Origin of the sequence: Geobacter sp. DSM 9736 (genome assembly GCF_900187405.1) — a bacterium.
GTDB lineage: Bacteria > Desulfobacterota > Desulfuromonadia > Geobacterales > Geobacteraceae > DSM-9736.
Genome location: NZ_LT896716.1, coordinates 292,189 through 314,694, shown reverse-complemented (window position 1 = coordinate 314,694; position 22,506 = coordinate 292,189). Strand labels below are relative to the sequence as shown.

22 protein-coding genes are annotated in these 22,506 nt (G+C 56.5%); 2 read left to right on the top strand and 20 right to left on the bottom strand.

Annotated elements, in window-relative coordinates; genetic code table 11:
• Positions 1 to 19 precede the first annotated feature (19 nt).
• The 6 genes from CFB04_RS01455 to CFB04_RS01430 all read right to left on the bottom strand — a co-directional run bounded on the left by CFB04_RS01455 (position 20) and on the right by CFB04_RS01430 (position 7,545).
• Positions 20 to 778, bottom strand: coding sequence for a bifunctional 2-polyprenyl-6-hydroxyphenol methylase/3-demethylubiquinol 3-O-methyltransferase UbiG (locus CFB04_RS01455; protein ID WP_088533612.1), 759 nt, complete (start codon positions 776 to 778; stop codon positions 20 to 22).
• Positions 775 to 1,962 carry a DegT/DnrJ/EryC1/StrS aminotransferase family protein gene (locus CFB04_RS01450; RefSeq protein WP_088533611.1) on the bottom strand — a complete coding sequence of 396 codons (1,188 nt, stop codon included), beginning with the start codon at positions 1,960 to 1,962 and terminating at the stop codon, positions 775 to 777. The genes CFB04_RS01455 and CFB04_RS01450 overlap by 4 nt, the downstream gene beginning before the upstream one ends.
• Positions 1,950 to 3,350 (bottom strand): NDP-hexose 2,3-dehydratase family protein, encoded by a 1,401-nt coding sequence (locus CFB04_RS01445; RefSeq protein WP_088533610.1) that lies wholly within the window; start codon positions 3,348 to 3,350, stop codon positions 1,950 to 1,952. Before CFB04_RS01445 ends, CFB04_RS01450 begins: the two co-directional genes overlap by 13 nt.
• Positions 3,331 to 4,323 (bottom strand): glycosyltransferase family 2 protein, encoded by a 993-nt coding sequence (locus CFB04_RS01440; protein ID WP_088533609.1) that lies wholly within the window; start codon positions 4,321 to 4,323, stop codon positions 3,331 to 3,333. Before CFB04_RS01440 ends, CFB04_RS01445 begins: the two co-directional genes overlap by 20 nt.
• A 145-nt stretch (positions 4,324 to 4,468) precedes the next feature.
• Complete coding sequence (locus CFB04_RS01435; RefSeq protein ID WP_088533608.1) at positions 4,469 to 4,816, bottom strand: hypothetical protein; 348 nt, start codon at positions 4,814 to 4,816, stop codon at positions 4,469 to 4,471.
• Positions 4,817 to 4,890: 74 nt separating this feature from the next.
• Complete coding sequence (locus tag CFB04_RS01430; RefSeq protein ID WP_172825415.1) at positions 4,891 to 7,545, bottom strand: EAL domain-containing protein; 2,655 nt, start codon at positions 7,543 to 7,545, stop codon at positions 4,891 to 4,893.
• A 164-nt stretch (positions 7,546 to 7,709) separates the two neighbouring features.
• Between CFB04_RS01430 and CFB04_RS01425 the strand changes: the two genes are divergently transcribed.
• The gene (locus CFB04_RS01425; RefSeq protein ID WP_088533606.1) at positions 7,710 to 9,332 is read left to right on the top strand and encodes a methyl-accepting chemotaxis protein; all 1,623 of its coding nucleotides are present in this window, start codon (positions 7,710 to 7,712) and stop codon (positions 9,330 to 9,332) included.
• A gap of 42 nt (positions 9,333 to 9,374) precedes the next feature.
• Here the strand turns inward: CFB04_RS01425 and CFB04_RS01420 are convergent, their stop codons facing one another.
• Together CFB04_RS01420 and CFB04_RS01415 are read right to left on the bottom strand one after the other, a co-directional pair.
• The gene (locus CFB04_RS01420; RefSeq protein ID WP_088533605.1) at positions 9,375 to 9,821 is read right to left on the bottom strand and encodes a PaaI family thioesterase; all 447 of its coding nucleotides are present in this window, start codon (positions 9,819 to 9,821) and stop codon (positions 9,375 to 9,377) included.
• Positions 9,822 to 9,866: 45 nt separating this feature from the next.
• Complete coding sequence (locus CFB04_RS01415; protein ID WP_088533604.1) at positions 9,867 to 10,571, bottom strand: uracil-DNA glycosylase family protein; 705 nt, start codon at positions 10,569 to 10,571, stop codon at positions 9,867 to 9,869.
• Between the two features lie 45 nt (positions 10,572 to 10,616).
• Between CFB04_RS01415 and CFB04_RS01410 the strand changes: the two genes are divergently transcribed.
• Positions 10,617 to 11,531: a zinc dependent phospholipase C family protein gene (locus CFB04_RS01410; protein WP_088536665.1), complete on the top strand. Its 915-nt coding sequence runs from the start codon at positions 10,617 to 10,619 to the stop codon at positions 11,529 to 11,531.
• 71 nt (positions 11,532 to 11,602) lie between these two features.
• On the opposite strand, the gene coaBC is transcribed toward CFB04_RS01410, so the two are convergent.
• The 12 genes from coaBC to CFB04_RS01350 form a co-directional block, all read right to left on the bottom strand.
• On the bottom strand, positions 11,603 to 12,799 hold the full coding sequence (coaBC, locus tag CFB04_RS01405) for a bifunctional phosphopantothenoylcysteine decarboxylase/phosphopantothenate--cysteine ligase CoaBC (RefSeq protein WP_088533603.1): 1,197 nt from the start codon (positions 12,797 to 12,799) through the stop codon (positions 11,603 to 11,605).
• 100 nt (positions 12,800 to 12,899) lie between these two features.
• Complete coding sequence (locus tag CFB04_RS01400; RefSeq protein WP_088533602.1) at positions 12,900 to 13,526, bottom strand: MBL fold metallo-hydrolase; 627 nt, start codon at positions 13,524 to 13,526, stop codon at positions 12,900 to 12,902.
• A 43-nt stretch (positions 13,527 to 13,569) separates the two neighbouring features.
• On the bottom strand, positions 13,570 to 14,670 hold the full coding sequence (locus CFB04_RS01395) for a 3'-5' exoribonuclease YhaM family protein (protein ID WP_088533601.1): 1,101 nt from the start codon (positions 14,668 to 14,670) through the stop codon (positions 13,570 to 13,572).
• The gene (locus CFB04_RS01390) at positions 14,663 to 16,291 is read right to left on the bottom strand and encodes an NAD(P)/FAD-dependent oxidoreductase (protein WP_088533600.1); all 1,629 of its coding nucleotides are present in this window, start codon (positions 16,289 to 16,291) and stop codon (positions 14,663 to 14,665) included. Before CFB04_RS01390 ends, CFB04_RS01395 begins: the two co-directional genes overlap by 8 nt.
• Positions 16,291 to 16,689 (bottom strand): response regulator, encoded by a 399-nt coding sequence (locus CFB04_RS01385; protein ID WP_088533599.1) that lies wholly within the window; start codon positions 16,687 to 16,689, stop codon positions 16,291 to 16,293. Before CFB04_RS01385 ends, CFB04_RS01390 begins: the two co-directional genes overlap by 1 nt.
• A gap of 121 nt (positions 16,690 to 16,810) precedes the next feature.
• Positions 16,811 to 17,992: a response regulator gene (locus tag CFB04_RS01380; protein WP_088533598.1), complete on the bottom strand. Its 1,182-nt coding sequence runs from the start codon at positions 17,990 to 17,992 to the stop codon at positions 16,811 to 16,813.
• A 145-nt stretch (positions 17,993 to 18,137) separates the two neighbouring features.
• Positions 18,138 to 18,587 (bottom strand): universal stress protein, encoded by a 450-nt coding sequence (locus tag CFB04_RS01375; protein ID WP_088533597.1) that lies wholly within the window; start codon positions 18,585 to 18,587, stop codon positions 18,138 to 18,140.
• Positions 18,588 to 18,636: 49 nt separating this feature from the next.
• Positions 18,637 to 19,017: a response regulator gene (locus CFB04_RS01370; protein WP_088533596.1), complete on the bottom strand. Its 381-nt coding sequence runs from the start codon at positions 19,015 to 19,017 to the stop codon at positions 18,637 to 18,639.
• 80 nt (positions 19,018 to 19,097) lie between these two features.
• On the bottom strand, positions 19,098 to 19,817 hold the full coding sequence (locus CFB04_RS01365; protein WP_088533595.1) for a GAF domain-containing protein: 720 nt from the start codon (positions 19,815 to 19,817) through the stop codon (positions 19,098 to 19,100).
• Positions 19,818 to 19,884: 67 nt separating this feature from the next.
• A complete protein-coding gene (locus tag CFB04_RS01360; protein ID WP_088533594.1) occupies positions 19,885 to 20,712 on the bottom strand; it encodes a helix-turn-helix domain-containing protein in 828 nt (275 codons plus the stop codon).
• Between the two features lie 7 nt (positions 20,713 to 20,719).
• Complete coding sequence (locus CFB04_RS01355; protein ID WP_088533593.1) at positions 20,720 to 21,466, bottom strand: lipopolysaccharide assembly protein LapB; 747 nt, start codon at positions 21,464 to 21,466, stop codon at positions 20,720 to 20,722.
• Positions 21,467 to 21,546: 80 nt separating this feature from the next.
• Positions 21,547 to 22,464, bottom strand: coding sequence for a PfkB family carbohydrate kinase (locus CFB04_RS01350; RefSeq protein ID WP_088536664.1), 918 nt, complete (start codon positions 22,462 to 22,464; stop codon positions 21,547 to 21,549).
• Positions 22,465 to 22,506 lie beyond the last annotated feature (42 nt).

Genomic DNA, 22,506 nt, shown 5'->3' with positions numbered 1-22,506 from the left:
TGCCGATAACTCCTGATGATTACTTTTGGGACGACTTCCGAGCCGTAAGGAACACGGATGAACCAGCGGGCCCCAAGCCCCTCTGCACGAGCCTGTTCTCCAGGAGTACCGCGCCCAGAAGAAGACGGTTTATCCCCGGCGAGGGGAGCCGCACATCTGAATCGACCGCAGACGCCTCCCCGCCGGCGTGGAGGATGCGCCTGGCCAGCCGGTAGCAGGCAATAGGGGGGAATAGAAATCCGAGCCGGTATGCTGCTGTTTCCACCTGCAGCCCCGCGCGCTCCAGCATCTCCACCGCTTCCTTCCTCCGGTACCGCTTCCTCGTATGAACAGCTATGTCATGGGTGCTGCGGAGAAACTCGAACGCAACCAGGTTGACGATGAGGAGCCCTCCCGGCTTGAGCGCCCGGTGAAACCGCGCCACAACTGCATGGTCGTCCCTGATGTTCCGATGGTAGAGCACGTCGATTGCGGTGATGATGTCGTACCGGCAGCAGCCCAGGTCGACCTGGTTCAGGTCGGCATGAAAGACGTTTCCCAGCCCCCGCTCTCTGCAGAACGCCAGGGCATCCGAAGATACATCGCACCCTGCAACATCCCCGAAGGAAGTGAGAAGGGAACAGAGCCGGCCGGTGCCGCAGCCGGCGTCGAGTAGCGACAACCCTTTTCTTCCTGCGGATTCCCTGGAGACGTGCCTGATAACTAGATCGTGAAGGCCCCTGTACCACCAGTGGGAGTCCTCCACCCGGTACATACGCTCGTATTCAGGTTTGTTCACGCTGGCCTCGTAATCGACGGGAGGTCGCGCGCGAAAAAGCAGCGGATTTCTTCGATCACCCGCCACACTTCGTGATCCGAAAGATCGTGATACATCGGAAGGGAGAGTATCTCCCCCGCCAGCCGCTCCGTTACCGGCAGGCTCCCTTCCCTGTAGCCGAGGAAGCGGTATCCAGGCATGAGGTGGATCGGTGTGGGATAGTTGACCCGGGTTTCCACCCCTTTTTCGGCAAGAAAAGCCATGAGCTCACCCCGGAAAGAGGTCCGGATCGTGTAGAGGTAGAAGCGGTGCTCCCTCTCCTTCCCCTCCGCGGGAAGGACCAGGTCGCCTACCCCGCTCAGATGCTCGCTGTACATGGCGGCTATTGCCCGTCGCCTTCCGACCTCTTCCTCCAGAAGGCCGAGTCGGAAATCGAGGAGTGCCGCCTGCAGCTCGTCCAGACGGGAGTTGTACCCCTCCTCCTCGCTGCAGTAAGCCCCCTCCATCCCGTAGAAACGGAGGCGCTTCAGCTTCCGGTACAGCGTTTCGCAGGAAGTGACGGCCATCCCCCCGTCCCCGTACCCGCCGAGTATCTTCGTCGGATAGAAGGAAAAGGCACCGATGGATCCGAAGCTCCCGACCCTTCTGCCCCTGTAGGTCGCTCCTGCCGCCTGCGCACAATCTTCAAGAATCTCCACCCCCTCCAACTCAGCGAACTCCTGGAGCGGGGCCAGGTCCACCGGTTGCCCGCATAGATGCACCGGCAGCACGCAACGGGTCCGTGAAGTCAGAACCTGGGGCAGCAGGCGGACATCCATGAGGAAAGTGTCGGGCTCCACATCCACGAAGACAGGCGTGGCCCCCGTGGACCTGATTGCGGCTACGGTAGGGACTGCCGTGTTGGCGACGGTGACGACCTCGTCCCCCTCACCTATCCCGAGAGCCTTGAGTGAAAGGAAGAGCGCATCGGTGCCCGAGTTGACACCGACACCGAATCTTGCGCCGCAGTAAAGGGAAAATTTATTTTCCAGAGACTCCACACGCTTTCCGAGTATGAGCCGACCGGAGGAAAGGACGCTGTCAACTACCGCAAGAAGCTCCTCCCGATGCCGCCTGTAATCCCGAAGGTAGTCCCAGTAACGGACAGCCGTTTCATTCGCTTCTCCCCCCGCAGTCATTTCTTCACCGGCTTTTACAGCAGACATGACAGCACGCTCCGTGCGCACGAGTTCACACTCTCCCCAAGGTGGAGGAAAAAGTGGAGCTGCGCTTCATTGAGCCAGCGGAATTCGGGAGGGAGAAGAAGCTCCGTTCCTTCCGGAAGCATCAGAACCGTATGCAGATGTTCCTCACGGAAAAAACGCGCTCCTTCTTCCGACTGGAAGCCGGCGGATATGACGGGGAATCGACCGCTCCCCATGAAGTCGTCGAACAGAAAGGGTTTTGCCAGTCTCCTGTTGCCGATGTAGTTTCCCGGCGTGAACTGGACGGTCGGCCCCAGCTGAATTATGCTCCGGTTCCCCACATCAGGCTTCGCCTGCATCAGGAAGTACCTCTCACCTGCGATCACCCTCATCAGGAGGCCGATCACCCCCTTTTCGGGGGTTTCGACGATCGGCTGGCTCCAGGAGGATACCTCGCGGCCGGCAGAGGTCACATTGATGCCGATGACACGGAAAAACCTCCCCTCCCGGTGCGAAAAATACCCGTCGCGATCCATTTCCCATTCCTGCAGCGTGTTGAGCCCCTCCCGCTTGACGAACAGGTGATTGAAGGCCTTCTGGTCGTCCAGCCACTGTATGATCTCGGGCAGCGAACGAAGCATCCGGTAATCCTCCGACTCCCGGAGGGGGAAAACCAGGCAGGAAAGAATACTTCGGGTAGTGGCGTGGATCAGGTTGTCCCGGAGAAGGAGACGCGCAATCTGTCGGAGAGTGAGCCAGATGAAGCCTTCGGGGAGGACAGGCAGTTCGTTCTCGTCCACCAGCACGATCATGTTCCGGTTCGACTTGTAGAGGAAGCGCCCTCCATCCTCGGTCTGAAGCTTCGAAAAAATAACCTTTTCCGGAGGAGGATTTAAAAAGAAATTTACGAACGGGGGCGCGCTGCCGCCATGCACACGTGTGTAGTTGCTGTACGTAGCCTGCACGGAGGGGGAAAGCTGCACCGAATTCACGTTGCCGGGCTCTTCCTTCGCCTGCAGGCAGAAATGGAGGATACCGTCGATCTTCTTCGCGATAATGCCGAGAATACCCACTTCGGGCTGGTCGATCATCGGCTGGTCCCATTCCAGCTCGGCCGTCTGGGTCCGATGACGTACCTTGACTCCCGTTACGGTGAAAAAACGGCCCGAATCGTGACGGATATTGCCGCTGATCGGGTCGATCCGCCACCGGCACAACCTTTCCAGGGGCGTGGGTATGATGTGAAGACGGGGCCGGGCAAGGCGCTCTTCGATCCAGAAATCCACATGCTCGTCGGAGTGGAGGGCATTCGCGCTCGTTCGTGAATGGCAAAGGTCGTACACAAAATCGGGCGCCGAGGAAGATCCATCCTGCACTTCGGCCACCATTTCAGGCACGCAGTGCGGCATCGTATCCCTTTCTACGCTCCTCCGTCGTCGCTGCCGCCATCAGTTTTCGGCGAACCGAAAGTCTTTCGCGTATGACGAACTGGGGGTCGCTGTTAAGCGACAGGTAGATGCGCCCGACGTATTCTCCGACCACGCTGAGGCAGAGGAGCAGGAAGCCACGGGAAAATACCGAGTAAGACATGATGACCCTGTACTCGCTCGGGTCCTGGAGGTGGGGGATCAGGTAATCGACAAGAGCCTCCCCCCCGATGTAGACGCCTGCTGCCGTCATGACAAGTCCGACAACACCCAGTATCCTAAGTGGGATGAGGGAGCAGCCGATCACCATGTTCCCCCACAGGGACACCAGTTTCATGAAGGTGTATCCCGACCTGCCGTGCCTTCTCGCGTCGTGGCGGACCTCGATTTTTCCGATGCTGGCTGTGGTCCTGAGGATTATCGCGTCTATGTAGGGATCAGGTCCGGTATACTTGATGATCTCGTCCACGAGAAACCGGTTCATGATCTTGAAGCTCGACAGGTACAGGTCGGCTGGCTTCCTGAGCACGATATTCGCCACCTTGTCATTCAGACGGCTCCCCATATTTCTGAAAAGACTGTCACGCTTCTCCGCGTACCTGGTATAGACAACATCATAGCCCTTGCCGATCTCCTCGACGAGACGCCCCACCTCCTCCGGAGGATTCTGGAAGTCGTCATCCATGACCACGCAGAAATCACCGGTAGCTACATTCAGGCCGGCCATCACGGCGCTGTGCTCGCCGAAATTACGGGAAAGCCGCACGTAGGTGACTGTGTCCGGCCGGCTGCGGTGCAGGCGGCTGCATATGGTATGGGTGCTGTCCTGGCTGTTGTCGTTGACGAGCACTATTTCGAGTTCACAGGACGAGGAGTAGAGGTCGAAGAGTCTATTGCACAGTGCTTCGATCGTGTTTTCGGCATTGAACACGGGGATTACTATCGAAAGTCTCATAACTTTTCTCCATGCGCGATGCACATATCCACGGGCACGTCACACGCGACGCGTATGAACTTAATCATGCACGAAAGCCGGACGGCGAGAGCCGCGGATGCAGGAGGATGCTTTCAGGGGGAAGCTAGCAGCTTCCCGGGGGACTTCAGGACAGGAAAATCCGGGGCGAAGCTCGGGAGGGTTTGGAGGAGACTACAACTAGGGGGAAAAAAGGAGGAGTGTCAGGATTTCTCAGAACGGGAGCGTGCACGGGAGCAGCGGCAGGGTCCTGACGGTTGAGCAGGACGGGGGAAGGGTCGCAATGCTTCTTGATGCTCTCCTGGCAAGCCTTTATCTGCGTTTTTACGACGGCCCGCGGGCGGGGCTTCGGTTTAGCCGAAGAGGAAAGTACTTCCTTAAGGTTCGGCACACGCGTGCCGTGACTGACGAGTCCTAAGGTGACCAGCAGCAGGACGCTGAATAGTATGAATTTGTATCGCTTTACACGGGCCACGACGTTTCCTTTAGTAGTGCGCCCGATTTTACTGGAACACCTGCAGGCCGTGCAAGCTTTTTAATGTTAGGCGATCACGGCTGCCCTAGCGGCAGCTTTTTTCGTTCACGGAGCAACAGGGCGAAAGCGTCGGCGGGGAGGGGTTTGCTGAAATAGTACCCCTGCATCTTTTCACAGCTGTGGTTGCAAAGGAACGCCAGTTGCTCCTCTGTCTCGACACCCTCGGCAGTGACTTTCATTCCAAGCTGGTGAGCCATCACGATAATAGTCTGGACGATGGCATTATCATCGGGATTGGTGCTGAGATCGCGGATGAAAGATTGGTCGATTTTCAGCGTGTTGATGGGAAACCGCTGCAGATAGCTGAGGGAGGAGTAGCCGGTTCCGAAGTCGTCGATGGCGAGAGAAATACCCATTGCCTCCAGGTCGCGAAGGGTGCGGACGGTCTGCTCCAGATCCTTCATGATGATGCTCTCCGTCAGCTCCAGCTCCAGGAAACCGGGTTCAAGCCCCGTTTCCTCCAGTACCCGAGCCACAAGATCGACGAGGTTGTGCTGCCTGAACTGCCGAGCCGAGATATTGACCGCCACCTTCAGAGGAGAGAGCCCCTCCTCCTGCCACTGACGGTTCTGCCGGCATGCCGTCCTAAGAACCCATTCACCCAGTTGCGTAATGAGGCCACACTCCTCGGCTAGAGGAATGAAGCGGACCGGAGGGATCAGCCCCAGCTCCGGGTGCTGCCAGCGTACCAGAGCCTCCATCCCTATGACTTCTCCGGTAGAGAGGTCGAGCTGCGGCTGGTAGTGGAGGAGCAGTTCCTGGCGATCCAGCGCGCGCCGCAGGTTGGTCTCCATGAACATTCTCTCGAACACGAGGCGGTTCATCTCTTCGGAGAAGAACTGGTAGTTGTTCCGTCCCTGCTCCTTCGCATGATACATCGCGGTATCGGCATTCTTCAGCAGTAGGTCCACCGTGGAGCCATCGGCGGGGAAGAGCGTTATGCCTATGCTGGCGGTGACGAACAGCTCGGTCCCGTCGAGCTCTACCGGGTGGGCGATAATCTCGAGTATCTTTTCGGCCACTGCGACTATTTCGTGACTTCCTGCAATGTTCGGCAGGATGACAGTAAACTCATCCCCCCCGAGCCTTGCCACCGTGTCGCCGGTCCTCAGGCAGCCCGAGATCAGACGTGCCACCGTCTGCAGCAGCTTGTCCCCGCACGGATGCCCCAGCGTGTCATTGATTACCTTGAAATGATCCAGATCTAGAAACATCACGCATGCCTGCCGGTCGGTGCGCGCATTGTATGCCAGCACCTGTCCGAGGCGGTCCATGAACAGGTTGCGGTTCGGCAGGCCCGTGAGCGCGTCATGGTTGGCAAGATAGACAAGCTGCTCCTCGAACCGCTTCCGCTCACTGACGTCGTTCATCACCGCTATGTAGTGGCCCACTCTTCCCTTTTCGTCCCGGACCGGCCCCAGGAAGAGCTCGTTCCAGAAAAATGAGCCGTCCTTCCGCCGGTTGCGGAAAAGGAAGCGCCCCTCTCCGTTCTCCTTAAGCGCAGCCTCGATTCTGGCGAATGTCGCACCATCCCTTTCCCCCGCGCAGAGGAAACCGAGGTCCTTGCCCACCACCTCATCCGCCTGATAACCCGTAATCTTTGGGACGGCGGGATTGACATAAATGATCCGCCTCTCCTGAGTCGAGACATCGACGATCGTAATCCCGTTGTCGGTCGCCTTGATGGCCCGCTTGAAGAGCCGCAGATCGGTCTCAGACCTCTTGCGTGAAGTGATGTCCGCGATGATGCTCATGATCCCGGTTATGCCCCCTGAAGTGTCGAAGAGAGGAGCGGCCGATACGCTGACGTCGATCACCCTCCCGTCTTTCCTCAGGCGCTGCAGCTCCAGGTTGGTAAAGGGCCTGCCCGTCATTACCTGCTCACGTACCCGACCGTGCTCTATGCGCATCTCCTCGTCGCACGCAGGAAAGGGCGCTCCTATGACCTCTTCGCTGCTCCAGCCGAAAATGTGCTCGGCGGCGCGGTTCCACGTAGTCACCATTCCGGAAGCGTCGAGTGCTACGATGGCGAGAGGAGAAGCCTGTACAAGAGCGTGCAGCTGCTGGTTAGTCTCGTGCAGGTGCCGCCGCTCCCTGTTCCGCTCGGTAATGTCCCTTACGATGGCAACAGTCCGCACCATCCCCTCGGAACTGAAGGTGCTGACCGAAATATCCACCTCGACCGTGCTGCCGTCCGCTCGGGTCCAGATCATCTGCCTCTCTGTATCGGAAGCGGCATCATCAAGACGCGCGGCATTCTCCTGAAGATGGACGAACGAATCCATCTTCCTCCCGATCATCTCATCCGCCCGGCATTGAAAAATGGCGAGAAAAGCGGCATTGACACTCTCGATCACGCCGGTGGTGTCGAAAACTACGACACCGTCCACCATGTTTTCCAGGACCGTGTCGGCTCGCGTCATTTCCATTAAAGCGATACCGCGCAAAGGGCGGACGATCAGGTGCCAGAGAAGTGGAGCACTGAGAATTGTAAGGAGCACGGAATCGGCGAAATTTTCCGCTGCACCCTCGCTTTTCAGCTGCAGGTAGGGAAGCAGAAACATGACCAGCATCTCGAGGAAAAACAGAACGACTACGACCTGGATGAACATCCGTACCGGAGTCGGAAAGGAGGCAGCAGAAGACTGTGGTTCGTGGGAAGGACTCACTCGTTGCTCCATCAGGGGTGAAAATTCCGCTTGATGCTATCTCATCTTTCGGCAATGGAGTGAGTCTGCTTTAAGAGGGAGAGATCGCTAAAGTTTTACTGTCTCTCCGGCGATAGATTTCATTCAGGTAACACTTGATCACTTCAACGGCGAAAGGGGTCAACATGCTGAAAGACGTAAAGGTAGCATCAAGGTTGTTTTTCCTGGTAGGGTTCATGTCCATCCTCCTCATCCTCATTGGAGTGATCGGCCTTAGAAGTGCCGCCAAGGCCAATGAAGGGCTGAATACCGTCTACAGGGACCGGGTCGTACCGCTGAAGGATCTGAAGGTCATAGCGGACATGTACGCCGTAAACATAGTCGATACTTCACACAAGGTTCGCAACGGCAATATCGGATGGGAAGAAGGCCGGAAGAATGTGGAGGAAGCAAGCAGGGTAATCAGGGAAAAATGGCAGGCATATCTGGGGACCTCCCTCGTTTCCGAAGAACAGAGGCTCATCGATGAGATAAAACCCCTCATGAAAGTAGCCGATGTCGCTGTGGAAAAACTGCGCGGCGTTCTCAGTGCCCAAGATGCGGAGGGTCTTGCCACGTTCACCGTCTCCGACCTGTATCCGGCCGTAGACCCCGTATCGGGCAAGTTCAGCGAGCTGGTGGATGTGCAGTTGAAGGTTGCAAAGACGGAGTACGAGAGAAGCGAAAGTTCCTACCGGGCAAGCAGGCTCATGTCGCTCTCCTTCCTGCTGGGAGGTGTGATCTTGGCCGGATGCTTCGGGTTCCTGATTGCACGGTCGATAACACGTCCGCTTTCCGCAGGCGTACATGTCGCCCAACGTATCTCCCAGGGTGATCTGACGGTTGAGGTAACCGTAGAATCCAAGGATGAAACGGGGCAGCTGATGGCTGCCATGAAAGAGATGGTCCTAAGCCTTAGGGATATGGTTTCGCAAACAATCTTTGTTTCTTCTGGAATCGCCTCGGCTTCTAAACAGTTGCATTCGACCGCCGACCAGATCGCTACCAGCGCGGAGGAAGTCGCGTCCCAGGCGGGCACGGTGGCCACCGCAACGGAGCAAATGTCTTCAACGAGCAGCGACATCGCCCGCAACTGCACGGCAGCCGCGGAAACTGCCGGACGAACGAGCGCCACCGCAGCGGATGGAGCCTCCGTGGTTCAGGAAACTATCGCCGGAATGGGGCGCATCGCCGATACGGTGAAAAAGACGGCTGGAACAGTGACCGCCCTCGGAACCCGTTCGGAGCAGATAGGCGCCATCATCGGCACCATAGAGGACATAGCGGACCAGACGAACCTGTTGGCACTCAATGCGGCCATCGAGGCCGCTCGGGCCGGTGAACAGGGGCGGGGGTTCGCAGTAGTGGCCGATGAGGTTAGGGCGCTGGCAGAGCGCACCACTAAAGCGACCCGCGAAATAGGCGACATGATAAAAGCGATCCAGGGAGAAACGAGAGAAGCGGTCAAAGCCATGGAAGAGGGTGTGGACCAGGTAGAGAAAGGTACTGAATCGTCGAGGGAGTCGGGGCGTGCCCTCCGGGAAATCCTGGAGCAGATAAACGACGTCTCGATGCAGATAAATCAGATAGCCACCGCAGCCGAGGAGCAGACTGCCACAACGGGGGAGATATCCTCGAACATTCTCCAGATCAGCGGCGTCGTACAGCAAACTGCCAGGGGAGCGGAAGAAACCTCTTCCGCTGCCGCACAGCTGGCCGACCAGGCGCAGCAGCTGCAAAACCTGGTCGGCCGATTCAAGATCGCGTAGATACCTCTGAAGCGGCGCGGCCGGTTCAACCGGCCAGCGCCGTCATTTCTGCCGCTTGACCCTGAACAACGCCGTGAAGGTGGCCACCTTCATGCCGCTGCCGTCGAAAACTTCCGCTTCCCCTCTAATGTTCCTGTCATCCCGCTCCACTATCCGGGCCACGGCTCGTACCGTTCCACCACGTACCGGGGCGTGGAAGCGCAGCCCCAACTCCACCGTGGCGAAATGACTTCCCTCGGGCAGCACGCTCTTGATGGCCATCGCGACTGCGGTATCCGCGAGGGCAGTTATCGCACCCCCGTGCATAAGCCCTTTCCCCTGGGCGAGCTTAACCGTAAACGGCATCGTCAGCTCGGCAGCTCCAGCAGTCGCCGTCTCGATGCGCATACCGAGGTATTCCTCGAAAGGAGCTCGTGCAATCCAGGCTGGAAGTTCGAAGGGTAGCTCCCCTTCCCCGGTCATCTGCTTTTCATACAGATTTTCGTACATAGCCCCTCCTCTACGATCCGCACGCCTCCCGGTGACTGGGGAGGGTCATGTGGCCTGATCCTTTCCGAGAAGTTTCATCACCTGCTGCACATCTGACCATACCTCACGCTTCATAGCCGGGTTCCGCAGGAGGAAGGCCGGATGAAATGTCGGCATCAGTGGAATCCCGTGGTAATTGTGGAACTTCCCGCGCAGGCGCGAGATCGGTTCCTTGGTGCGGAGCAGCGTCTGCGCGGCGAAGGTACCGAGACAGATCACGGCCTCAGGAGAGATCGCCTTCAGCTGGCGCAGCAGAAACGGTTCGCACGCCTCGATCTCCGGCGGCTGCGGATTGCGGTTCTGGGGTGGACGACACTTCAGGACGTTGCAGATATAGACCTCCTCGCGGCTAAACCCCATCGCCTGAATGATCTTTGTCAGCAGCTGCCCCGCCTCTCCCACGAACGGCTCCCCCTGAAAGTCCTCATCCCTTCCCGGAGCCTCGCCTACGAATACGAGACGCGCATCAGGGTTCCCGACCCCGAATACGAGGTTTGTCCGGGTGGCACCCAACCCGCACCGGCCGCACTCCCCAAGGTCCGACCTGATGGAGCAGAGACTTTCCACCGACGCCTGCTCCGGCACAGACCTCTCCGCTCCGGCCGGAAGGGGCACGGCAAGCGGTATGGCTTCGACACCTGTATCCCGCAGTTCCTCCAGGTAGGCCCGGAGAGATGCTAAGGTCTCCAAGGCAGGAGTATTTTCCGCCACGGCAAACTCCTTTACTTTTACGTGGGCACCCAATACTATGTCCGGATGCTCATATTCACATTCATGCTGCTCGCCGCCTGCCTCATCCCTACCGATGCGCTGGCATGGGGGGCGGGAGTCCACCTTCAGCTGGGATCAGACGTTTTACGGAACCTGTCGGCAATACGGCCGGCCATTGCCGCCATCATCGCCGCCTACCCATACGATTTTCTCTACGGGTGCCTCGCGGCGGACATAACCATCGGAAAGAAGTTCACCCACTATCTGCTCCACTGCCATCGCTGGCGGATAGGTCTCAAGGTCCTGGACAACGCGGAACTGGAGCCGCAGAAGGCCTGTGCCTATGGCTATCTCGCCCATCTCGCCGCCGACACCGTCGCTCACAACTATTTCGTCCCGCACAAGATCATGCTGAGCTTCTCGACCCTCACTCTCAAGCACGCCTATTGGGAAATGCGTTTCGAGAATTTCGTGGACAAGGAGATATGGGAGACTGGCAGGAAGGTGTCGATGGAAAATTACCGTGCCAACGATGCACTTCTTCGAAGGGTTCTTTCCGACACGCTCTTCTCCTTCGGCACCAACAAGAGGATATTCAACTCGATCCTCCTCCTGAGCCGGCTCGAAAAGTGGCAGCAGGTACTTAAAACTTTGGACAACTCTTCACGATTCGCTCTGGACGACACCGACCGGGACGAGTACATGACCCTGGCCCAGGAAGCGGTCTTCGACATCCTGACGCGGATGGAGGAATCGGTGTTCTTCCAGGCCGACCCCACGGGGGAACGCGCTCTCGCAACGGCCGAAGCAGTGCGGAAAAATCTCCGGCTCCTCTACCGTAGCGGCAAGATCACGAAAGAAGATGCCGTAGGGCAGATCGAGGAGATGAAGGAAGGGCTGCGAAGCGCAATCTGCGAGCCGGCAAGACTGCTGCAGCTTCTCTCTGCGGAGCATCACTGACAGGATTATGCCATTCCGCGTGGAGGTATCGCCTTCATCCCCGGGGCGCCCGGCCATTCCCCCACTCTCTACTATCCCTTCCCCCTCAGGGCTGCTACCCGGTCGAGGATTTGGTCCGCCACCTCCGCCTTGGTCATGAGAGGCAGGTCCTCCACTCTCCCGTCCTTGAAAAGAAGCTTTACGATATTCGTATCGATATCGAAACCTGCGCCGTCGGCCGAGACGTCGTTGGCTACCAGCAGGTCGAGGTTTTTCTCCTGCAACTTCCTCGAAGCATTACCTAGAAGATTTTCCGTTTCCGCGGCAAAACCCACCAGCAGTTGGCCGTTTTTCCCCCTCCCAAGTTCTGCAAGAATATCGGAGTTCTTCACAAGCTCCAGTTGCTGAGTCTCTCCGTTCTTCTTGATTTTATCACCGGAACGGGCTGCGGGCCTGTAATCGGCCACTGCGGCGGCCATAACTATGACGGTACTCCCCTTGGCCCTGGAAATGACCTCATCCCGCATCTGCCCGGCACTCACAACGGAAACAGACTCCATCCCACATGGTTTCTGAACCGACGAAGGACCGGTTATCAGTGTGACTGCAGCTCCACGCCGTCGTGCGGCTCGTGCAATCGCATATCCCATTTTCCCCGAGGAGTAGTTGCTGATAAAACGCACTGGATCGATCTCTTCCCGCGTAGGACCTGCCGTGACAAGGATTTTCTCCCCGGCGAGATCCTTGACGGAAAGAGCATCCATGGCCGCTTCGAAAATCTCTTTCGGGTCCTGCAGTTTCCCTTCTCCCTCCCATCCGCACGCCAGCATCCCGCGAACGGGCTCAACGAAAAAATATCCGTGTTTCTTTAGTTTTTCCTCGTTCTCCCGGTAAATCGGGTTGCGGTACATGTTCACGTTCATGGCCGGTGCGATAAGAACCGGCGCTTTGGTGGCCATGACCGTGGTAGTAAGCATGTCGTCCGCTATACCGCCGGCGAGCTTGCCTATCACGTTGGCCGTTGCGGGAGCGATGATGAAGAGATCCGCCCTGTCAGCCAGGGAAATGTGACCAATCTCCCGCTCCGATATGAGGTTGAAGAGCTCGGTGTTCACCGGGTTCATTGAGAGGGTCTGAAAGGTGAGCGGGGTGACGAATTCGGTGGCCGAACGGGTCATTATGACGTGAACATCCGCTCCCGCCTTCGTTAAAAGGCGCAACAGCTCCACCGACTTGTAGGCGGCGATTCCGCCGGTCACGCCTAGTACGATCTTCTTGCCTTTGAGCATCTCCCCTCCATGATAGCTGTTTGCTCTCCCATCGCCACGACTTTTGGGCATGGTCACTCCCCGGTGCAGGATGTTCGTGCGGTTGCGCTCCAGGAACCTCTTAATGCAGATACGGATTATGCCGCCGCTCATGGCCGATGGTGCTCGCAGGCCCATGTCCCGGCCAGACGGATGTTTCCTCCGGCAAGTTGAGGAGCCTGTCCCGGATTCCAGCGACAAGAATCTCGTGGGAACCGCCAGGCAGGTCGGTTCTGCCGACTGATTCGGCAAAGAGGGTATCTCCGGTAATTACTACGTTTTCATCTTCCAGGTAGAGGCAGCATCCACCGGGCGTATGGCCAGGGGTGTGAATCACTTTCAGCCTGCACTCTCCAAAGCTGACCGTCAATCCATCCTCCATGAACTCGTCGGGCAGCGGAGGATTTTCGGCTCTGAGACCATATGCCCTGGCGGAATCAGAGGCCCTTGAGAGGAAGGGCACGTCTTCACGATGGACGAGATACCGCGCACCCGTAGCGGCCAGAACCTCCTTCACCCCCCCGACATGGTCAAAATGACCATGCGTATTTATCACATATTTCACCGACAGCCCCAGCTGGCTGACTGCTGCGAGGATACGACCGGGCTCCCCCCCGGGATCGACAACAATCCCTTCCTTAGTCTTTTCACAGCCGAGAATGAAGCAGTTCACACCCAGCTCTCCAACGACCACCGACTCGAATATCATCGTTCCTCCGGAAGAATGTAATATTGCTTCATCATAAATCGTATCAGAACAGATCGAGTGTGCCCTCCTTCAGCTGCTCGAACGGTGAGTTCCGGAATCCTTTCCGGCAGTCGGGTTTGGGGGAGTCTGCATTGGGCACCGGAATGACCATCTCGGCAGCCATTTCCGTGACCGTCTCTTCCTCCTCGGCCGGAAGCAAGTTTTCCTTGTAGAAATACCGGTCGTAAAGCCGGTGATAGGAGGTCCAGCGGGAGGAGCTCTCAAGCTCCTTGTTCATGTGGGTCCTTATGCCGTTTATCTTGGAATCGAGGTCGTCGAGGTAATTGAGAATCGTCGCTTCCAGCGTTTTCGGCCTTTTCGGGGAACCGTATTCATACTGCCCGTGGTGGGAGAGAAGCATGTGCTTGAGAAGCATCGCGAGCTCTGGGGGAAACCCGTTAATAGCCAGGATCTTCTCCTGTATCATCTCGATGCCGATAGTGATGTGACCGAGCAGTTTTCCTTCGTCCGTATAGTCGAAGGAGCGGGAGAAGGCCATTTCCCGCACCTTCCCCACATCGTGTAGAAGAGCACCAGCGATGAGGAGGTCCCGGTTGATCCCCCCGTAGAGCGGCACCACCCTGTCCACAAGACGGGCAACCGCCAGGGAATGCTCGAGCAGGCCCCCAAGGTAGACGTGGTGCATACCTTTGGCTGCCGGCGCCATTCTGTAAAGGGCCATAAAGGGCGGATCATCGACAAAAGCCTGAAGGAGCCTCCTCAGATGAACATCCGTAAGAGATGCGAGGAGATCGTGCAGCTCTGCCTCCATCTCTCTGATGCAGCGGGCCGTTTCCGGCAGAAAGTCCGCCAGAACGACATCTTGGTCCGGCATCCTTCGCAGTTCCGAAACGACCAGCTGCATCTTCCCCAGGTACACAGTAGCCTTGGAGCGGATGGCAACAAAATCGTCCTTATCGAACTGGGCGGCGAGGAGATCCACATTGTCCCAGACCTTCGCTTCCACCTCACCCGTGCGGTCCATGAGCCGCAGTGTAAGGTAAGGCTTGCCGTTCTTGGCCATAGCGGTGATCTTTTCCTTGACGAGAAAGACCGAATCGACAAGGCTGCGGTCTCTTATGTCACTGACGAAAACTTTACTCAAAGCATGCTCCTTTAGAGGTTTGCAAAGTGAGGTTCCGCTCCATCCGCAACCGTTCTGCAACGGCATCAGCCACCCGAATGCCGTCGAGTGCGGCACTGACGATGCCCCCCGCGTAACCGGCCCCTTCGCCGGCTGGGTAAAGGCCGGCAAGACTGACTGACTGCATATCTTCACCCCGTTCTATTCTTACAGGTGCCGAGGTGCGCGTCTCCACGCCGGTTAGCGTCGCCTCCCTCGTCACAAAACCGCGCATCTTTCTGTCAAACTGGCGAAGACCATCCCTGAGGGTGTCTGTTACGAAGGGAGGAAGCACCATGGGCAGATCGTAGCGCAAGACACCGGGAAGATAGCTGGAGCGAAGGGGAAGATCACCTTTTTCTCCGAGGAAGCTGAGGAGATTCTGCGCAGGCGCCAGGTAGCCCTCCCCTGCTGCAGTGAACGCCTTCCGCTCCCATATCCGTTGGAACTCTATCCCTGCCAGCGGCGACTTGTCAGTGAAATCCCGGGGGCCCACCGTCACCACGAGAGCGCTGTTGGCGAAGGGGGCGTTTCGCAGGTGGTTGCTCATTCCATTGGTGACAACCCCTCCGGTTTCTGAGGAGCTGGCTACGACCATGCCCCCCGGGCACATGCAGAATGAATACGCCGACCGGCCGGAGCTGGGATCGTTGTAGGCAAGGGCATATTCGGCCTGGGGAAGATGTGGGTGCCCCGGGATGCCGTACTGTATGGTGTTGATCAGCTCCTGGGGGTGTTCGACGCGAAGTCCGATGCTGAATGCCTTCTGCTCCAGCCTAACCCCCGCGTCGTGGAGCATGCGGTAGGTATCGCGCGCGCTATGTCCCGGAGCCAGAACAAGAACATCACATGCCTCCTCCAGCCGCTCATTGATCAGGGCCCCTCTCAGTGCCCCCCCTTCTGCGGCAATACCTGTGAGCCGGTTCCCGAACCGTACCTCTATCCCCCTCGCCGCCAGGTGACGCCTCATGTTGACGACGACGTCCCGCAGCCGGTCTGTGCCTATATGCGGTTTTGCCAGGTAGCGTATCTCCTGGGGTGCCCCGAATCTGACCAGTTGATCCAGAATATAGCCGATGTTGGAATCTCGAACCCGCGTGGTTAGTTTACCGTCTGAAAAGGTGCCGGCGCCCCCCTCACCGAACTGAACATTGCTTTCCGGGTCCAGTGAGCCTTGGTTCCAGAAAAGCTGAACGTCCTTCACCCTTCTCGCCATTTCGGCTCCACGTTCGATGACCAACGGTGCGAGCCCATACTCGGAGAGACGGAGAGCGGCGAAGATTCCAGCCGGACCGAATCCTACAATCACGATCTTCTTCGACGACTCTATCTGAACGGGAATGAAAGAGGCCGCTGGGGTAACTCTTTCTACATCAGGATTATCTGCGCATCGTCGCGCGAAGGCATCCTCACGATCTAGAGTGAGCTCCACGGTGTAAACGACCCTGATCTGCTTTTTCCTGCGAGCATCGACCCCCTTGCGCACTATACGCCATTGCTTCACTTCGGAAGGCTGCAGGGAGAAGTGCCGCAGAATTCTGGTCAGAAGAAGCTCTTCCCGGTCGTCGGGGGAGAGCGTGATGTTGCGGATGAGAAACGGCATCAGTATCCGGCTGAGGATCGGTTCCTGTCGAGCAGCTGCTCTACTATGATTACGATATCCACAGGTTTGGTTCGTTTCGAAAGGTGGAATTTTGCCCCCATCTCGGGTATCTGATGCTCGTGAGGGGGCTCGTGAAACATCGAGGTCAGAAGGATGATGACCGGTTCATCCGCTCCGGCCAGGCGCGCAATTTCCATGCAGGTACTAACGCCTCCCAGCCGCGGCATGACCAGATCCGCTATGACAACCTGAGGATGCTCCTGCACGAATGCCTTGATGCCGGCCACACCATCACCGGCGGTAACGACCGAAAAGCCGCTGTCGGTAAAGGCCGCGGACAGCAGGCCCAGGAATGCCTGATCGTCATCTATCAGCAGAATTTTGCCCCGGCTCTTCATCCAGACAGACCTCTGACTCTTCAAAAAACAGAGCCATCATACAAAAGGGTGTGCGAAAAGGAAAGGGGAATGCTGCCGAAGAGACCGGCAGGGTCGCTGTTTGAGTATGAAAGGGGGCTATTTATGAAGTAAAAGGGAGGAAAATCCTGAATGTAGTTCCCGCATCGCTCGTTTCCTCAACCTCTATCCTACCCTTGTAGGTCTTCACGATACGAAGGACGACGGAAAGCCCTAGGCCGCTCCCCCCACTCTTGCTCGTGAAGAAGGGGTCGAATATGTTGGGAAGGTCCTTCTTGGGGATTCCTCTTCCGGTATCCGAAACCTTCGTGAAAATACCGGATTCGCCGCAGTCGAGGTGAACTGTAAGCGTACCTCCATGGGCCATTTCATAGATGGAATTGAGGAAGAGATTGGTGAAAATCTGCTCTATTTCTGAAGGATCGGCCTGAATCGCAGGAGGAGCAGTCCGGTAATCCCGGATTACCTGGATGCCGTTGCGCTCTATCTGCGGAGCAAAGATCTCAAGTGTCTGGTCGATGAGGCGGTCGATGTGAACATCCTTCAGCTCGTAACGGGGGCGTTTCGATGCATTGAGGAGCTTGCTGAGAATGTTGTCAATGCGATCCACCTCCTTCAGGATGCGGCTTATGTATTCCTGCTTCTCTTTCTCTTCAAGCCCCCCTTTGAGAAGCTGTACAAAAAGGGTGATGGAATTGAGAGGATTGCGTACCTCATGAGCCATCCCGGCGGAAAGGTAGCCGAGGGTGGCAAGCTTCTCCGTCTGAACATTCTCAGCCTGCGCCTGTTGAAGAGCCTCGGTTTTCTCCCTGACCCGCGCCTCCAGCTCAACGTTCCAGGCTTCTATCTCCTTGAGCAGCCGTTCCCGTTCCGCGAGAAGTTCAAGATTCCGTAATTCCACGTCCCTGATCTTCAGGACGCCGGCGATACGGTCCGCCAGGTCCTGGTTGTTGAAGGGCTTGAGGATATAGTCGGATGCGCCGGCTTTCATAAGCTCGACGGCAATCTCCTCGCTCCCCTTTCCTGTGAACATGATCACGTAGGTTTCGGGAAAACGAAGTCGGATTTCCTTCAGAGCCGTCAGTCCGTCGATGCCGGGCATCATGTAGTCGAGAAGTACCAGCTCGGGCTTCTCGCTTTCGATAATGCTGAACCCCGTGCCGGCGTCCGAAGCGGTAAGGACATTGTAGCCACGGTTTTTCAGAATGATCGAGGTAAGGTCGAGGATGATCTTCTCGTCATCGATGATCAGTATGTTGGAGCCTGCTGTCCCGGTCTTATCCATATCCCCGTTCCGCCGTTGGCTTTCTCTCATTGGTTCAGGGGTTCAGGATAAGCTACTCAGGAACGCATGTCAACGTGTGTTACACTGAAACGACAAGGGGCGGCCGAGGCCGCCCCTTCATATTCACATCTATCATCTCCAGCCACTACTCTTCGGGAAGACGGACAGTCATCACCGGGCATTTCGCCCTGCGCACCACCCGCTCGGCGGTGCTGCCGAAAAGGAAGTGATCAATTCCGCTCCGCCCCTGTGTCCCAAGCACGATCAGCGAGACCTGCTCGTCGTCCGCTTTCTTGAGTATCTCTTCGTAGGGTATGCCTGAGACGATGTACGTCTCATAATTCGAATAGTCCTGGATTCTGCTGCGGCAGAATTTATCCATCATTTTCTCCGCCCCCTCCTCGATTTCCTTTTCAAGCTTTTCAAAAGAGATGTGCGGAACGTAAAAGCCGCGAAGATCCACGGGCTCGTTAATGACATGGATCATAAGAAGCCGGGCGTTGAAATTCCTGGCAAGGGTGTAGGCAAAGTCGAAAGCATGTTCGGAATTTTCCGAAAAGTCATTGGCGAACAGGATCTTCTCGAACGGTTTCATATACCCTCCTGAATAAGCGCTGAACTCCCGGCAGTTCGCTTCGCTGCGTTTAGTGGGTCGTCTCTTTGAAGATCTTCTTGAGAATCAGCTTCAGATCATCAATCTTCACAGGCTTGTTGATGTACTCGAAAGCACCCAGGTTCATTGCTTCAATGTAGGATTCGACGCCACCGTAGGCGGTAATCATGATTACGTTGCTCTTGGGGAAACTCTTGTTCAATTCCTTCAGGAACGTGATGCCGTTCATCTCCGGCATGTTAATGTCGGTGATGATAAGATTCACGTCCTGCTGCCGAAGGTAATTCAGGGCTTCGAAGCCGTTTGCCACACTCTCTACAACGAAACCTTCGTTCGACAGGAGTTTGGTAAGCGCAAGCCGCGCGTTCTCCTCATCATCCACCACAAGAATTCTTTTTGCTTGTTTGGCCACCCGCAGATCCTGTTCTAATTATAAAAGCATGTCATAGCCGAGTCTATCATGAACTCCCCCCAAGTCAAGGCGGGCATCCGCTACTTTCTCGCAGAGATCCGCGTGCGAAGTTTTATGGCTGTTAGGATAAGATTGGCGATGATTGAGACGAAATAGGTTTCATCTTCGGAGAAGGTCTTGAGCGATGTCGAGTTAAGATTGATGACCCCATATACATCTTTTTTGTCGGTGATAGGAAAGGACAGCATGGAATTGTACTTTTCTTCCTGTAGCTCGGGAAAATGCTTGTACCGCGGGTCCTGAGAGGCGCGGCTCAGGGATATGTGCTGCTTGTCTCTGGCGACGGTCCCTGTTATCCCCTCGCCGAACCTGATCCTGATTTTCCCGATGAAGGAGGGTTCGAAACCGTGCGTAGCCGCGAGTACCAGCTCGTCCCCATCGGTCAGGTAGATACTGCAAACGCTCACCTTCAGCTGTTCAGCCATCTTTTTTGCAACTGTCTGCAACACATCTGCGAGTTCGAAATCGGAAGAGACGAGCATGCTGATCTCTTCGAGCGAAATGATCTCCAGGTGCTCGCGGTTTGCCCGCTGCATGGTGAGGATCATCTTGCCCCGCTCACTCTCCAGAAAAGGTGTAAAGCTCGCCTTATGGAAGAAAGGGTTTACCGTCTTTACCCTTTCAGTTAAGGTACGGAAATCGGAAAACCCGCAACTGCAGGTCATTTTCACCCGGTAGGGGTCTATTCTTTCACTCCTCATGATCCTGCCGCATTTCCGGCAGCGAGCTGCAAGCTGCATGTGTGTAGTCTCCTCTTCCACCGGCTGGATCGCCGTGAGCTCTAAATAATTTGGATAATGAAAACTATTACTCCGGAGCCTGCGTGCCTTCGGCTTTCAGAACCACATGTGCAGGCTTTCCGACGGCACCAAGGGGTGCCACGGGCTTGCCGTTCAACTCCGCCGCTACCCCCCCTCCATTACTGAGCTCAAGGGTGAACGCCTTTTCCCCTTTCCACTCGATGACGTCTCCACTCTTCAGGTCGTACTTTTGAGAGGTTCCACTGTCAATGGAGATGGAAAGTAGGCTGTCCTGGTTAACCTTTAGCCGTAGGACGAGGCCTTTACCCTGAGGCACCGGGGCTTCTATGGTCGTCTCCTGCGCAGGAGCCGCGGGGGCTTCCTCCGGAGGAGGAGGTATAGCGGAAGTTCGCGGCGGCAGCACCGGAGAAGGAGGAAGTGCCGCTGGAGGCGGGGGTGGAGTGGGAGGTTGCGGCCGCTGGGGCCTTTCGTCACGCTCCCCGTAAAAGAATGAAGCGATCAGCACCAAGACGAGAAGCAGCAGGGGAATTGACCAGCGGCCGCTCTTGCGGGTAAATGCTTTGTCCCCTTTGGGCGCAGGCCTCGCAGCTGGCTTCTCCACAACCGGAGGCACTGGTGCCGTACCGCGTTCATAGCATGCAACCACAGCATCCCCGGAAAGATCGAGATACCCAGCGTAGATCCTCAGGAACCCCTTGATGTAAGCCGGGCTCGGCAGTTTCTCATATGCTTCTGCCTCGATGGATGCGAGGTAGTTTTTGCTGATGCGCGTCACCCGCGCAGCGTCCTCCAACGAAAAGCCCCGCGCCTCCCTCGTCTCCCGAAGAATTTGCCCAACCGGCTTCCCAACCCATGTTTCCGGAATTGTGCTCACTGATCCCTCACTTCAGGGTGTCGATATGCTCCCTGGAAAGCTGTCCGATCTCGGAATCCGGTGCCAGACGCATCACCATTCTGAACGCGTCCTTTGCATTCCCGTTTTCCATGTTTTTAATGTAGGCGAGGCCGAGATTATAGTAGGCGTTCACGTAGCCTTGCTGAAGATCGATGGCCCGTTTAAACGCACCGATCGCAAGTTCCGTTTTATCTTGAGCCAGGTACACTCTGCCGAGATGAAGGTGTGCTCGCGGGTCTCGTGGATTGGCGCTGGTCGCAGACCGAAGTACCGAGAGCGCCTTTGGAAGATCACCTTTTCCGAAATACGCAAGGCCAAGATTGATGGTTGCGGAACCCTGATCACGATAAAATATGTCATCTGTGACGACTTTAAACTCCCGAATCGCCTCGTCCCAGCGCTTCATTTCCATATACGTTACGCCGAGATTATTGCGTGCGTCGGAATAGTTGTGTTTCAGATCCAGAGCACGCATATATTTCGATTCGGCTATCTCGAAACGCCCTTTCCTGTAGTAGGCGAGCCCGAGGTAATTTAGAAGCTCCGGATCGTCAGGAGTCAGCTTTTCCGCTTCAGTCAGCTCGATCAGCGCACCGGTGACGTTGTTTTCCACTAAATAGGAAAGCCCCATCTGGTAGTGATACGCAGCCTCCTTTCGGGCTGCTTCCCCAATAGCGCAGCCGGCAAGAGCGAGAAAGAGCAGGAGCGGCGTTATCCTGAAAAAACCTGTCATGACGAGACCTTGCAAAGATGTGATGCGCACTGGGATAGAGTAACTACCAGAGTTGCCGGGCAAAGTCAATCTGGCCCGCGCTATTTCGACAACGGGAGCCCCTGAAAATGCGTGAGATTCTTGAAGTTCCGGTACCTTTCTTCGATCTCCCTGTGCTGAAGCGACTTCAGTCTGTTAAGGCTGAAATCTTCCACGTTGAAGGAGGCCATCACGCTCCCGAAAACGATCGCTCTGCGAAGACCATCGTCGGAAAGGTCCCCGGTGCTGGCCAGGTACCCCATGAACCCGCCGGCAAATGTGTCTCCGGCCCCCGTAGGATCGAACACTTCTTCTAGCGGGTATGCCGGAGCAGCAAAGACGGATGAACGGAACATGAGAACACCGTACTCCCCTCGTTTGATGATAAGAGTTTTGGCTCCGAAATCTAGGATCTTACGCGCTGCTTTTACCAGGTTAGATTCACCGGATAGCTGGCGGGCTTCTCCTTCATTGATGATAAAGAAATCGGCACGCTGAATGACCTTCTTGAGCGATTCCGACTTGGAAGCTATCCAGAAGTTCATCGTGTCGCAAGCTACCACCCGCGGGGTCTTCACCTGGTTCAGCACTTCCAGCTGAAGATCGGGATCGATATTCGCCAGGATCAGGTACTCGGCATCCGCATACTCGGGAGGAATCTCCGGGCGAAAACTCTCGAACACATTCAGATGGGTTTCAAGCGTCTGTGCCTCATTCAGGTCGTACCCGTACTTCCCCTTCCAATGAAAGGTCTTGCCGCTGGTTCTCGTGAGTCCACGAAGATCGATGTTTCGTGACCGGAGAAACTCCAGATGCTCCTCGGGGAAATCATCGCCTACAACCGCCACTAGATTCACATCTGTAAAAAAGCTGGCAGAGGTGGCAAAATATGTGGCAGATCCTCCTAAAACGTTTTCTACTTGACCGAAAGGGGTTTCCACCGAATCGAAAGCCACTGACCCTACGACTAGAATGCTCATCCCTGTATCCTCCAAAATGAATTTCCTTCTGCTGCCTTACCG

What these genes read in the sequence shown, in the direction of transcription:
- CFB04_RS01450 (WP_088533611.1), bottom strand. Translation starts at nt 1,962, where the DNA reads ATGTCTGCTGTAAAAGCCGGTGAAGAAATGACTGCGGGGGGAGAAGCG.
- CFB04_RS01390 (WP_088533600.1), bottom strand. Translation starts at nt 16,291, where the DNA reads ATGCCGTTTCTCATCCGCAACATCACGCTCTCCCCCGACGACCGGGAA.
- CFB04_RS01420 (WP_088533605.1), bottom strand. Translation starts at nt 9,821, where the DNA reads ATGTACGAAAATCTGTATGAAAAGCAGATGACCGGGGAAGGGGAGCTA.
- CFB04_RS01425 (WP_088533606.1), top strand. Translation starts at nt 7,710, where the DNA reads ATGCTGAAAGACGTAAAGGTAGCATCAAGGTTGTTTTTCCTGGTAGGG.
- CFB04_RS01355 (WP_088533593.1), bottom strand. Translation starts at nt 21,466, where the DNA reads ATGACAGGTTTTTTCAGGATAACGCCGCTCCTGCTCTTTCTCGCTCTT.
- CFB04_RS01445 (WP_088533610.1), bottom strand. Translation starts at nt 3,350, where the DNA reads ATGCCGCACTGCGTGCCTGAAATGGTGGCCGAAGTGCAGGATGGATCT.
- CFB04_RS01440 (WP_088533609.1), bottom strand. Translation starts at nt 4,323, where the DNA reads ATGAGACTTTCGATAGTAATCCCCGTGTTCAATGCCGAAAACACGATC.
- CFB04_RS01385 (WP_088533599.1), bottom strand. Translation starts at nt 16,689, where the DNA reads ATGAAGAGCCGGGGCAAAATTCTGCTGATAGATGACGATCAGGCATTC.
- CFB04_RS01375 (WP_088533597.1), bottom strand. Translation starts at nt 18,587, where the DNA reads ATGAAACCGTTCGAGAAGATCCTGTTCGCCAATGACTTTTCGGAAAAT.
- CFB04_RS01410 (WP_088536665.1), top strand. Translation starts at nt 10,617, where the DNA reads ATGCTCATATTCACATTCATGCTGCTCGCCGCCTGCCTCATCCCTACC.
- coaBC (WP_088533603.1), bottom strand. Translation starts at nt 12,799, where the DNA reads ATGCTCAAAGGCAAGAAGATCGTACTAGGCGTGACCGGCGGAATCGCC.
- CFB04_RS01365 (WP_088533595.1), bottom strand. Translation starts at nt 19,817, where the DNA reads ATGCAGCTTGCAGCTCGCTGCCGGAAATGCGGCAGGATCATGAGGAGT.
- CFB04_RS01350 (WP_088536664.1), bottom strand. Translation starts at nt 22,464, where the DNA reads ATGAGCATTCTAGTCGTAGGGTCAGTGGCTTTCGATTCGGTGGAAACC.
- CFB04_RS01400 (WP_088533602.1), bottom strand. Translation starts at nt 13,526, where the DNA reads ATGATATTCGAGTCGGTGGTCGTTGGAGAGCTGGGTGTGAACTGCTTC.
- CFB04_RS01380 (WP_088533598.1), bottom strand. Translation starts at nt 17,992, where the DNA reads ATGGATAAGACCGGGACAGCAGGCTCCAACATACTGATCATCGATGAC.